Source organism: Azospirillum sp., from assembly GCF_035628975.1.
Classification (GTDB): Bacteria; Pseudomonadota; Alphaproteobacteria; order Azospirillales; family Azospirillaceae; genus Azospirillum.
The window spans coordinates 37756-49866 of the sequence record NZ_DASPIS010000118.1; the positions used below are offsets into that span (position 1 = coordinate 37756).

8 protein-coding genes, 1 pseudogene and 2 CRISPR repeat arrays are annotated in these 12111 nt (G+C 61.5%); of the genes and pseudogenes, 5 read left to right on the plus strand and 4 right to left on the minus strand.

The features are described 5' to 3' along the window. Nucleotides 1-688 precede the first annotated feature (688 nt). The 4 genes from cas9 to VD964_RS25170 all read left to right on the plus strand — a co-directional run bounded on the left by cas9 (nt 689) and on the right by VD964_RS25170 (nt 7830). Nucleotides 689-3916 carry a type II CRISPR RNA-guided endonuclease Cas9 gene (gene cas9 / locus VD964_RS25155; protein WP_324871219.1) on the plus strand — a complete coding sequence of 1076 codons (3228 nt, stop codon included), beginning with the start codon at nt 689-691 and terminating at the stop codon, nt 3914-3916. Beyond that, nucleotides 3916-4878: a type II CRISPR-associated endonuclease Cas1 gene (cas1, locus tag VD964_RS25160; protein WP_324871221.1), complete on the plus strand. Its 963-nt coding sequence runs from the start codon at nt 3916-3918 to the stop codon at nt 4876-4878. The genes cas9 and cas1 overlap by 1 nt, the downstream gene beginning before the upstream one ends. A gap of 39 nt (nt 4879-4917) precedes the next feature. Beyond that, nucleotides 4918-5217, plus strand: coding sequence for a CRISPR-associated endonuclease Cas2 (cas2, locus tag VD964_RS25165; RefSeq protein WP_324871222.1), 300 nt, complete (start codon nt 4918-4920; stop codon nt 5215-5217). A 74-nt stretch (nt 5218-5291) separates the two neighbouring features. Then, nucleotides 5292-6384: direct repeats of the CRISPR family, unit length 36 nt; unit sequence AGTGTAGCCGATGGGAAACCGTGGTCCAGCCGCAAC. 336 nt (nt 6385-6720) lie between these two features. Next, on the plus strand, nt 6721-7830 hold the full coding sequence (locus tag VD964_RS25170; protein WP_324871223.1) for a Fic family protein: 1110 nt from the start codon (nt 6721-6723) through the stop codon (nt 7828-7830). 45 nt (nt 7831-7875) lie between these two features. Here the strand turns inward: VD964_RS25170 and VD964_RS25175 are convergent, their stop codons facing one another. Next, on the minus strand, nt 7876-8850 hold the full coding sequence (locus VD964_RS25175) for an IS1595 family transposase (RefSeq protein ID WP_324871224.1): 975 nt from the start codon (nt 8848-8850) through the stop codon (nt 7876-7878). Between the two features lie 121 nt (nt 8851-8971). Between VD964_RS25175 and VD964_RS25180 the strand changes: the two genes are divergently transcribed. Further along, nucleotides 8972-9199, plus strand: a complete 228-nt coding sequence (locus VD964_RS25180) for a DUF6471 domain-containing protein (RefSeq protein WP_324871225.1) — start codon at nt 8972-8974, stop codon at nt 9197-9199. A 10-nt stretch (nt 9200-9209) separates the two neighbouring features. Here the strand turns inward: VD964_RS25180 and VD964_RS25185 are convergent, their stop codons facing one another. The 3 genes and pseudogenes from VD964_RS25185 to VD964_RS29935 form a co-directional block, all read right to left on the minus strand. Continuing rightward, the gene (locus VD964_RS25185; protein WP_324871226.1) at nt 9210-10253 is read right to left on the minus strand and encodes a hypothetical protein; all 1044 of its coding nucleotides are present in this window, start codon (nt 10251-10253) and stop codon (nt 9210-9212) included. An 89-nt stretch (nt 10254-10342) separates the two neighbouring features. Continuing rightward, nucleotides 10343-10777, minus strand: a complete 435-nt coding sequence (locus VD964_RS25190) for a hypothetical protein (RefSeq protein WP_324871227.1) — start codon at nt 10775-10777, stop codon at nt 10343-10345. A 94-nt stretch (nt 10778-10871) separates the two neighbouring features. Further along, a CRISPR array of direct repeats spans nt 10872-11567; the repeat unit is 36 nt; unit sequence AGTGTAGCCGATGGGAAACCGTGGTCCAGCCGCAAC. A gap of 129 nt (nt 11568-11696) precedes the next feature. Further along, nucleotides 11697-11921: pseudogene (locus VD964_RS29935) on the minus strand (IS3 family transposase); the annotation flags it as partial. Between the last annotated feature and the right edge of the window lie 190 nt (nt 11922-12111).

The following is a 12111-nucleotide window of genomic DNA, read 5'->3' on the forward strand; positions in this document are numbered from 1 at the left end:
GGGATCAGAACTTGCACAAACAAGAAGGGGCGAGCCGTAGCCCGCCCCGCATTTTGTGTCCGCCGAGGCGGACTTGTTAACGGCTGGACCACGGTTGCAATCCAAACGCAACGCAATGCGCATCACACGCGGTAGGACCCGCAGTCGAGTATGACGCTCTTGCAGAAATCAGAATATCACAGGACGCGCATTGCGCAAACTATCTTGACGCCGCCGTTTAACGGGCGTTATGTATGGTCACGCTCACGCTGTTAAGCGATTCGAGCGGAAAGGAGGGTGGAATGGTAGATAATATGCCGTCTGCCGCCAGAAGAGGTCGGGCAGACTACCCAAGGTAGCTGCCCAACGCCCTGCGTTCATAGACTGCCTGCGGTGGGGTCGGATCCCGCCGCAGGTTCTTTTCATGCGCGTTCATGGCTCGGTCGTCAAGAGACGATGCAGAAGCGCTGAATACAAACAAGAAGGGGCGAGCCGTAGCCCGCCCCGCATCTTGTGCCTGCCGAAGCAAGCTTGTTAACGGCTGGACCACGGTTTCCCATCGGCTAAAACAGGCAACGTTTCCAGTTGAAAAGAGAATAGCAGAGACCTTCACATGGTCAAGGGTTGTGATAGGCTTGGTGGCAAAGAGTTTTCGGCGAATTCATGCCGATTGAACTCACGTGCATTCAATTCGTAAGCGGACGATCCCATGCAGCCTTACCGCCTTTCCCTTGATCTCGGCACCGCTTCCCTTGGCTGGTGCGTGCTGGACCTTGATCATGACGAAAAGCCGAAGGGCATCCGGCGCATGGGCGTGCGCATCTTCACCGATGGACGCAACCCGCAGGACAAGAACTCGCTGGCAGTGGCGCGGCGGATCGCGCGGCAGATGCGGCGGCGGCGCGACCGGACGCTGGTGCGCCGCGCGCGGCTGATGGCGGGGCTGATCCGCTTCGGCCTGATGCCGGGCGACCGGGCGGCACGCAAGGCGCTGGAGCGGCTCGACCCTTACGAGCTTCGCACCCGTGGGCTGACCGAACGGCTGGAGCCGCAGGAGATCGGCCGCGCGCTGTTCCACATCAACCAGCGCCGCGGCTTCAAGGCGATGCGCGGCACCGGCGACGAGGAGGAGGCCGGCAAGATCCGCTCCGGCATCGACCGGCTGGACATGCAGATGGCGGAGGCCGGCACGCCGACGCTGGGCGCCTTCTTCGCGTGGCTGCGCGCGAACGGGCGCAGCGTGCGCGCCCGGCTGGTCGGCCGGGGCGCCAAGGCCGAATACCCCTTCTACCCGGCGCGGCCGATGCTGGAGGCGGAGTTCGATGCGCTGTGGGCGGCGCAGGCGCGCCATCACCCGGACCTGTTGACGGAGGAGGCGCGGACCACGCTGCGTCAGCGCATCTTCCACCAGCGCCCGCTGAAGCCGCCGCAGGTCGGCAAATGTTCCCTGATCCCCGAGGACGAGCGCGCCCCGCGCGCGCTGCCCTCGGCGCAGCGGTTCCGTCTCTACACCGAACTCGCCAACCTGCGGATCATCATGCCGGACCGCAGCGAGCGGCCCCTGACCATGGAGGAACGCGACCTGATCCTGCGCGCGGCGCGCGCGAAGCCGGCCCGCAAGGCCATCGGCTTCAAGGACATCCGCAAGGCTCTGAAACTCGGCTCCGACATCGGGTTCTCCCACGAATCCACCCGCCGGCCGGAGTTGGCGACCGACGAGACCTCGGCGGTGCTCGCCGACAAGAAGCGCTTCGGCCCGCGCTGGGCGCGGCTGACCCTGGCCGAGCAGGACGAGGTGGTCGAGCGGCTGCTGTCTGAAACCGACGACGGGGCGCTGATCGACTGGCTGGTCGCGCGTTGGGATCTGGAGCCGGACGCCGCGGCCCGTGTCGCCGACGCGCGGTTGCCCGACTTTCACCTGCGCGTCGGCCGGAAGGCCCTGGCCGCGCTGCTGCCGGTGCTGGAATCCGAATCGCGCGAGGGACGGCCCATCCGCTATGACGAGGCCGTGCCCGTCGCCTTCCCCGGCGCCCACCATTCGGACCGCCGGCCGGGCGAGCGGCTCGACCGGCTGCCCTACTACGCCAAGGTGCTGGAACGCCATGTCGCCTTCGGCACCGGCGATCCCGGCGACGGGGAGGAAAAGCGGCTCGGCCGGCTCGCCAACCCGACGGTTCACATCGGGCTCAATCAGGTCCGGACGGTGGTCAACGCGCTGATCGACCGCTACGGCCCGCCGCACGAGATCGTGGTGGAACTGGCGCGCGACGTGAAGCAGACCCAGGAAAAGCGTCGCCGGACGGAAAAGGAGCAGGCGGAAAACCAGCGCCGGAACGAGGAGCGCAAGGCCCTGCTGCGCAGCGTCAACGCGCCGGTCAATGGCCGCAACCTGATGAAGCTCCGGCTGTGGGAAGAGCAGGGGGCCGGGGTCAACCGCCGCTGTCCCTACACCGGCGAGACCATCGGGCTGGAGATGCTGCTGTCGGAAAAGGTCGACATCGACCATATCCTGCCCTTCTCCCGCACGCTGGACGACAGCGCCGCCAACAAGGTGGTCTGTCTGGCCGCCGCCAACCGCGACAAGCGCAACCTGACGCCTTACGAGCGCTGGCACGGCGACGAGGCGCGCTGGTCGCGGATCCTCGGCTGCGTGGAGGATCTGCCGCCCAACAAACGTTGGCGCTTCGCCGAAGGCGCCATGAACCGCTGGGGAGAGGAGAAGGAGTTCCTTTCCCGGCAGATCACCGACACGCAATATCTGGCCCGGCTGGCGCGGGAATATCTGCGCCATGTCTGTCATCCCGACCGCGTGCGCGTCTCGCCGGGGCGGCTGACCGCCATGCTGCGCCGGCGCTGGGGCGTCGATTCCATCCTGCGCGACCACAACCGCGGGGGCGGCGAGGTGCCGGTCGACGCGACCTTCGCCAAGAACCGCGACAACCACCTGCACCACTCGCTGGACGCGGCGGTGATCGGCTGCATCGACCAGGGCATGGTGCAGAAGCTGGCCCAGGCGGCGTCGCGCGCGGAGGATCTGGGGCTCGACCGCCTGATGGACGACATCGACGATCCCTGGGACGGCTTCCGCGACGAACTGGCCGCCCGCGCGCGCGGCGTGACCGTCTCGCACAAGCCGGAGCACGGCACCGGCGGCCGCCTGCACGAGGACACGGCCTATGGCCCGACCACGGAGGCGGAGCGGGCGGACGGCTTCAACCTTGTCTACCGCAAGCCGCTCGACGGGCTGACGGAGAAGGAGGTCGCACGCATCCGCGCCCCCGACCTGCGCAAAGCCATGCAGGAGCGCGTCGCCTTCCACCGGAACGGCCCTGACCGGCTGGACGCCAAGCAGGCGGTGGCGAAGGCCGCTGAGGATCTGGCGGCGACCGAACCCTGGGTCGGCATCCGCCGTGTCCGCCTGCTGGCCAAGGAAGCCGATCCGATCTGGCTCGCCGGGCCGGACGGCGAACCCTACAAGGGGCTGATAGCCGGCGACGTGCACCACATCGACATCGTGGCGCTTCCGGATGGCCGCTGGGCCGGGCGCGCCGCCACCCTGTTCGAGGCTCGCCGCACCGCCCTGCCCGACGGCCGTGCCGCACCCTATGTGCCGGCCGACGGCGAGCGCTTCGTCATGCGCCTGCACAAGGGCGACCTTGTCAGGCTGGACCATGACGGGCGCCTGCGCATCATGCGCGTGGCCCGGCTGGAGCCCGCCAACAACCGCCTGCGCATGGTCGAGCATGTGGATGCCGGGGAACTGGACAAGCGCCACGCCGATCCGGACGATCCGTTCCGCTGGCTGATCGTCGCCTTCGACAAGCTGCGCACGCGCAAGGCGAGGCGGGTGACCGTCGATCCGCTGGGCACGGTGCGCGATCCCGGTTTCCCGAAATGGGCGGCGTTGCCCGTTTCCGGCGAGGCGGAGCCCGCCTGATGACCGGCCGCATCGTCGAGATCGCCGAGGATGGCCGCCACCTGTCGCTGTCGCGCGGCTTCCTGGTGGTGGAAGGGCAGGGGCGGGAGATCGGGCGCGTCCCGCTCGACGACATCGGGGCGGTGGTGGCGAACGCCCATGGGCTGACCTACACCAACAACCTGCTGCTGGCCCTGGCGGAACGCGGCGTCGTGGTGGTGCTGTGCGGGCCGAACCATGTGCCGGCGGCCTTCCTGTGGCCGGTGGACGGGCACCATGTGCAGGCCCAGCGCATGCGTGCCCAGCTGAACGTTTCGGTACCGCAGACCAAGCGCCTGTGGCAACTGCTGGTGCGCGCGAAGGTCCGCCAGCAGGGTGCGGTGCTGGAGGCGCGCGGCGCGCCGGCCGGCGCGTTCGAGGCGCTGGCTCGCAAGGTGCGCTCCGGCGACCCCGACAACATCGAGGCGCAGGCGGCGCGCCGGTACTGGCCGCTGCTGTTCGGAGACGATTTCCGGCGCGATTCGGAGGCCGGCGGTGTGAACGGCCTGTTGAACTACGGCTACGCCATCCTGCGCTCCACCGTGGCGCGGGCGGTGATGGGGGCGGGGTTGCACCCCACGCTTGGCCTGTTCCACCGCAACAGGGCCAATCCGCTGTGCCTGGTGGACGATCTGATGGAGCCTTTCCGCCCCTTCGTCGACCTCGCCGTGGCCCGGCTGGCCGATGCGGGGCACGAAGCGGTGACGCCGGACACCAAACGATTCCTGGCGCTTGTCCCGTCACTCGACCTGCCGACGGCGGAGGGGACCACGCCGCTGTCCACGGTGGTGATGCGGGCCGCGACGTCGCTGGCGCAGGCCTATGAAAAGGGGGAAGCGGCGCTCGACCTTCCGGCCGGGGAAGGCAGCAAAGCCTGGGCGCCGATGCCTTTGGAGTGGCCTGCACCCCCACCCGCGCGGTTGAACGTGCCGCAACCGGCCTGACGGACCGCGGCGATGTTGAGCGGATACCGGATCATGTGGATGATGGTGCTGTTCGACCTGCCGGTCCTGACCAAACGCGAACGCAAGGCCGCGACGACCTTCCGCAAGTTCCTGCTGGACCAGGGCTTCGAGATGTCGCAGTTCTCCGTTTATCTCCGCCACTGCGTCGGCAAGGAGCAATCGGAAGCGCTGACCCGCCGAATCGAGAAGGCGGTTCCACCCACGGGCAAGGTGCACATCGTCTTCATCACGGACAAGCAGTATGAAACCATCGTGTGCTTTGATGGCCGAGTCCGTCAGCCCTCTCGGAAAAATCCGGAGCAATACGTTCTTTTCTGACCGCCCAAGCGGCGGAATCGAGGCAGTGGAGTGGCGGGATAAGGCTGTTTTTTCAAAGCCTTACCCCGCCACGTAGTGTAGCCGATGGGAAACCGTGGTCCAGCCGCAACAGGTGGCGCAGCGCCGTGGTACTGCCGTCCAAGTGTAGCCGATGGGAAACCGTGGTCCAGCCGCAACGGTCGATACCTGGGCAAGATGGCCCGCGTGAGTGTAGCTGATGGGAAACCGTGGTCCAGCCGCAACCGCAAGCACGCCTCGCCAAGGCGCAGACCGAGTGTAGCCGATGGGAAACCGTGGTCCAGCCGCAACGACGGCGACCCGTCGCAGATCAACGGATCCAGTGTAGCCGATGGGAAACCGTGGTCCAGCCGCAACTAGCCGAGTAGGCGCCCGGCCTTTGGCGAGAGTGTAGCCGATGGGAAACCGTGGTCCAGCCGCAACGGTGGTGACGCGCCCGATGGCGCTACAACCAGTGTAGCCGATGGGAAACCGTGGTCCAGCCGCAACAGCAAGAGACGCGCGGCCTGCGGAAAGTCCAGTGTAGCCGATGGGAAACCGTGGTCCAGCCGCAACAGCTTGTGCAGGCGGGCATGCGATCCTCCTAGTGTAGCCGATGGGAAACCGTGGTCCAGCCGCAACAGTGCCACTGCCATCAGGTCGTCAGGGCAGAGTGTAGCCGATGGGAAACCGTGGTCCAGCCGCAACCGTTCCTCTTCAAACAGCATGGGGATTGGGAGTGTAGCCGATGGGAAACCGTGGTCCAGCCGCAACCAGCCGCCACGCCACGCGCGGGGCGTAGCAAGTGTAGCCGATGGGAAACCGTGGTCCAGCCGCAACTGCGTCATGAGGATCGCGTGCTTGCCCTTGAGTGTAGCCGATGGGAAACCGTGGTCCAGCCGCAACTCCTTCGGCGTTCTCAATGATACAGGGACCAGTGTAGCCGATGGGAAACCGTGGTCCAGCCGCAACGGCGTGCTCTACGTCCTGCCCACCGCCGGCAGTGTAGCCGATGGGAAACCGTGGTCCAGCCGCAACAGCGGCGATGGCCTCGAAATCCAAGGCCTTAGTGTAGCCGATGGGAAACCGTGGTCCAGCCGCAACAGACCACCATCACCCCCTACACCGACGAGGAGTGTAGCCGATGGGAAACCGTGGTCCAGCCGCAACCGACGATGCGGCCTCGTCCGCTCGCGCCGGAGTGTACGGTATTCGGTAGCAAACACACCCACGGCGAAAATAGGGTGAAATTGCAGACGCGGGACGGGCGAACCCCACCCGACAAAGGGGCGCAGCTCTCTCTAATTCCGCCAATTTCCTGCTATCGACAAACCCATTGTATGGTCCGCCGATTTTGCCATATAAATGGACATCTCTGGGAGAGGTTTTTGCACAAAACCTAGAGTAATCAACGGTTTGGTGGGGACAATGCCTAGGACATACGAGCAGACACATCCGTGGCTAACTTTTGGGCTTGATCTCGCATCGTTCAAATACCCGTTGTGGATGGCTTTGGGCGAGGCATCGTCTAAATGCGAGCACATCGCTGGGGTCCCGCTTGCGCCAGCGATTGCTCAACGAGTGCATAGTCTTTACCTAGCCAAAGGCGCTTCGGCGACTACGGCAATCGAAGGCAATACGCTTTCAGAGGAAGAGGCTGAGCAGGTAATTCAGGGAACGCTGAAGCTTCCACCATCGCAGCAGTATTTAGCTCAAGAGCTTGAGAATATTGTAGAGGCGGTGAATGCCATTACGAATGAAATTGCTAATGATGGTGCATCTCCTTTGACTATCGCTTTTTTGAAGCGACTAAATAGTATGGTACTTAAAGATCTTGAGGTCGATGAGGGAGTTGTTCCTGGAGAAATTCGTCAGCATCGCGTTATGGTGCGGAAATATCGATGCGCCCCAGTCGAGGATTGCGAGTTTCTTTTGGAGAAGCTTTGCGAGACTTTGAACGGATTTCCTTCCCCAAAAGGGCAGGAGTCGGCGTTTGCTATTATTAAAGCTGTTTATGCTCACCTATATTTTGTGTGGATACATCCGTTCGGCGACGGGAACGGCCGGACGGCTCGATTGATTGAACTTTATATTTTGCTTTCGGCAGGCTTCCCGCAGCCTACCGCTCACATAATGAGTAACTACTATAATAGAACTAGGCAAAAATACTACGAGGCGCTGGATGCCGCAATTGAGGGCGAACGCAAGGTAATAGACTTTATTGCTTATTCCGTTACGGGGTTCGTGGAAGGGCTGAGAGAGCAGATCGATTTCATCAGAGCGCAACAGTGGAAAGTTGCCTGGGTGAACTACGTTCATGAGATTTTCCACGATAAGAACAGCGCTGCGGAGAGTAGGCGCCGACGTTTGCTTCTAGCGCTCACGGATAAAACAGAACCAGTGCCGCTGACAAAGTTGACAACTCTTACTCCTGAATTGACGCTTGAATATCACGGCAAAACCCCAAAGACCGTGGTGCGCGATATCAATGCTTTGATGGCAATGGGACTCGTAACAAGGCGAAGAGGTCAGATTTCTGCGAGGCGCGAGCAAATCCTGGCGTTCTTACCGTGGCGGAATGTTGAGGCAATCAAACAGGAAAAAGAAGCAGATTGAAATCCGCCCGCCAGATCGCTTCTGGCGGGCTTCATGTTCCCAGCGTTATGCGGCCCGGCCGCGCTGCCAGTATCCGGACCAATCCACGGACGGCGGCAGCGCGGCGGCGCGGAAGCCCACGGTGCGGAACTGTTCGCCGTTGCTGGTCCGGCGCTGGTCTTCCCGCCACGCCATCTCAGCGGCGTAGCGGTTCAGGTACTTGCCGCCGATCCGGTGATACTGGCCCCACTGCGCACGGCGCAGACGGGCGAAATAGGACTCCGCTTGGTTGGTGCAGGCTTCATCAGCGCTGTAGGCTTCCTGATGGTTGATGCGCTTCATGTTGAAGCGGGCATGGAGGGAGTTCCAACCGGCGGCTTCATCGGCATGGACGGTGGAGGCGCGATCAACGCGGGCCTTGATGAAGGCGACGCTTTCTTCTTCGGAGCGGAAGACCTGAGTGACAGTCCGGCCGTCGCGCTCGCGGGCCACGACAACCACCTGACGCTTGCCTGTCTGGTTCTCGGCAAGGCGACGGTCCTTCCGGTCTTCCTTGCGGTTCTCGGGGCGGACATGACCGCCGACATAGCAGCCGTCAACTTCCACATCGGCGCCGTCACCACCAAGCACGACGCCGCGGACTTCCGCTGCCATGGCTTCCCGGAGCTTGTGCGCCAGGACGTAGGCCGTCTTGTACTGCACGTCGAGATCGCGCCCGAGCTGGAGAGCGGAGATACCCTTGACCGCGTTGACGAAGATGATGATGGCGATCAGGTAATCTCGGATCGGCAGCTTGCGCGAGGCAAACAGGGTGCCGGAGGTTTCGGAGAACTGGCGACGGCACGCCTTGCACTTGAACACGTTACGGGTGGTGTACTCGTAGCACTTCGGGCAATCGCAGTAGGGGCACACGGCGGCGCCCTTGGTGTCGGGCCAACGGATTTGACGGAACAGCGCGCGGGCTTCCCCGTCCGTCATGCGCGCAACCTGTTTCAGGCTGACGGTGCGAGCAGTGGCGGACATGAGGAAGTGTTGGGCCATGGCTAGAAGTTCCATAAACGGCTTTAATAAGCCATTTATGGCTTTTATCCACGCCTCTTGTCAACGGAGAAAAAGCCATATATGACATGACAACGCCATTTTCGGGATGAAAGGGACTGCCATGGATGAAGCGGGATGGAACGAAACGGCCAAGGGCCTGTTGCGCGCGGAACTAAAGCGTCGCGATCTGACCTACATCGACCTAGCGGAGCGGCTAAAGGTCGTTGGCATTGAGGAAACCCCGAACTCGATAGCCAAGAAGGTGAACCGGGGAACGTTCAGCGCGGCCTTCCTGCTAGCGTGTATGAAGGCGATAGGGTGCTCAGCAGTTCGTCTTCCCAGCGAGTGAGCCTAACGGCTCACTCTAATGAGTCCACGCGCACCATTCCCGCCCCAGTAACTTTCCCATCAGAACGGCTAACATTTACCGACGCATTGACCGGAGTCCCCGTTCTAAGCGCCTTGAACAATATATTCATCTGATCTTCAGTCAAAAATAACTCTCTCGCTTCGGCGCAAAGCTCTTCTCCTGTAGCTAAGTGACGGACATCAACACTGAAGACGCCATGTTCTTTTCTCTGTATCTCCGTCACGTCAAATTGTCCGCTCAACGTGCCGTCGTTTCGACTTGCCCTCGGCTTTTGCAAAAGCTCTTCGGCGCGCTCAGATGTTACGTCAACCCCAAGCACCCGCGCCCCTCCCGCAGCAATGACGCCGCGCAGTAGAGCGTTATGCCCCAAGCGAACCTGTTCTAGCGTTGCAGCTGACTGCGCACTTTTTGCGGCAAGCTCGCCTATCAACCTAGTCCTTTCTGTCTCCTGCTTAGACCTCTCTGTCTCTTCCTTCTCTCTCTGTATATCTTTCTCGGCATTAATCTTGGCCTGTTCGGTTCTCTGATTAGCGTCATTTATTGACGTCCCGGATTGCACATATTCACGGAACATCGTGGCGCCAAAATTACCTACAGCCCATATGAAAAAACATGAAATCGCCACGGTTGCGAGGTGTTTTGACTCCATTTTTTCCACCACAGCTTTTGCTACATCGGTTATAGATTGGTCTGCATCAAAACTATACCCCCTACCGTTTCTAAATACAAGCACATCTATTTCAAGAAATTTCTTTTCGTCACCGCTTAGTCTTCTTGATGCACTGTTATATTTAACAACTGAGTAACCTCTATTAATACACTTCTGGTATTCCAAAAGCACATCCATGATTGATGTCTTGATGGATGTCGAGCTTTCTTCTTGCGGTATCCTAAGTAATTCACAGCCCCAGCCATCGATAACAATGCGCTTTATGTTAAGGACTTCGGAGAAGTTACTATAAACCATGTCAGCGATAACCGACCACAGGTCATCTTCAGAGCGCAGGGATAGTTGGCCATTTTGCAATTCCATGGGATGCGCCTGCCTTCAAGTGGGTGGTCCAGTGCTGTTTCCCACGAGAAAACCAGATAGGCAAATTCAATCAGGGGAATGCGGCAATGTTACGCCGCGCTCACCTTCCACGCTGTAACCTTCCCATCTTCCACCCGCTCCACCAGATCGGCGGCTTGCCGGGTGACAGCGTTGTGAACCAGCTTCGTGACCAGCTTTCCGGTGCGTGCGTCGGTGGTGTCCAGCCCCCGGCGCTGCATAACCTCGACGGCGATGTCTCGGACGGTCATGGGGGCTGGTGCGATGCGGAGAACGTCCAGCACCATGCGGGCCAGTTCCCCCGGCTTGAACCAGTCATTCCGCTTCCTAACGGCCTTGGGTGCGATCTCTTCGGGGACGACATCCGGGGCGCATAGGTGCAGAACGGCGTCGATGTGAACAAGGTCCGCCCGGTGCTGGGCGATGCGCTTCTCAAGGTCAGCGATGATGCCGGAGACTTCGGCGCGCTTAGCAGTCAAGCCTGAGATGAGGTAGGTGTCGCCCATGGCTTCCTCATTGGAGGGGAATGGGCTATAGTGTAGCTAAATCAATGGCTTGGCGGCTATCTGCCCGTGGGTGTGATTGCTACCGAATACCGGGAGTGTAGCCGATGGGAAACCGTGGTCCAGCCGCAACCATCGCGCCCGCAGACCAACGTCACCGTCAAGTGTAGCCGATGGGAAACCGTGGTCCAGCCGCAACCGTGATCCGCGACGCCGTGTGCGAGACGATAGTGTAGCCGATGGGAAACCGTGGTCCAGCCGCAACCGGTCGATGCCGCGGACCCACTGCCCAGCCAGTGTAGCCGATGGGAAACCGTGGTCCAGCCGCAACTACGCCGAAGTCGACGCGACCGCCGGCGCCAGTGTAGCCGATGGGAAACCGTGGTCCAGCCGCAACGATCTCGACACCGGGTCGCTGCTGCGCGTCAGTGTAGCCGATGGGAAACCGTGGTCCAGCCGCAACAGTGACAGGGACCGCACGTTGGCTTGATTGAGTGTAGCCGATGGGAAACCGTGGTCCAGCCGCAACCCAGCCAGCGGGCGCTCGCCCGTCTGGTGAAGTGTAGCCGATGGGAAACCGTGGTCCAGCCGCAACTATCTCTATGGACGGGCAATCGAACGGTCAAGTTTAGCCGATGGGAAACCGTGGTCCAGCCGCAACCTCCCAAGACGATTGCCCGCAAGCTGTGGGAGTGTAGCCGATGGGAAACCGTGGTCCAGCCGCAACTGGCTCATGCATGACCGCGTGTTCATGTATAGTGTAGCCGATGGGAAACCGTGGTCCAGCCGCAACTGGGCTGGTAGAGGCGTGATCGGCAGCACAAGAGTACGGTATGACCGTTCCGCTACCAATTCCATGGCTGCCGGCCACTTCGCGGCAACCGTCGCCTATTGGTTATGAGTCCGGGCCTCACGGCGCCATTGCGGCCCAGGTCAGTTCGGGCGCGGGAAATTGATGCACAACACGGCGCACTGATGGAGGTGGCGCCAACCGGTCGCCGATCGTTGTACACACCGCTTTGCCCCCGTGTCGCCTCCAGGCCCATACCCTTCATCAGCCGGGCCGCCCGGTGCAGGGTGCCACGTCGATGCCCTTTCGCTGCAACTGCCGCCACACTTTGCGTACCCCATAAACCCGGGAATTTGCGTACCGGACCCATCAGCCGCGCAGCCTGGCGCCATCCATCAATGCGCTTAAAGACCACACGGTCATCAATCTCGATAATAGATTTTCTCGCGACATACACACCTTTAAATGCATTTTTTGGCGCTATACAATCGCGCTTGACTAAATAAAATGGCATAGATACCCTTTTTACGCGTACAAATTTGGGGTC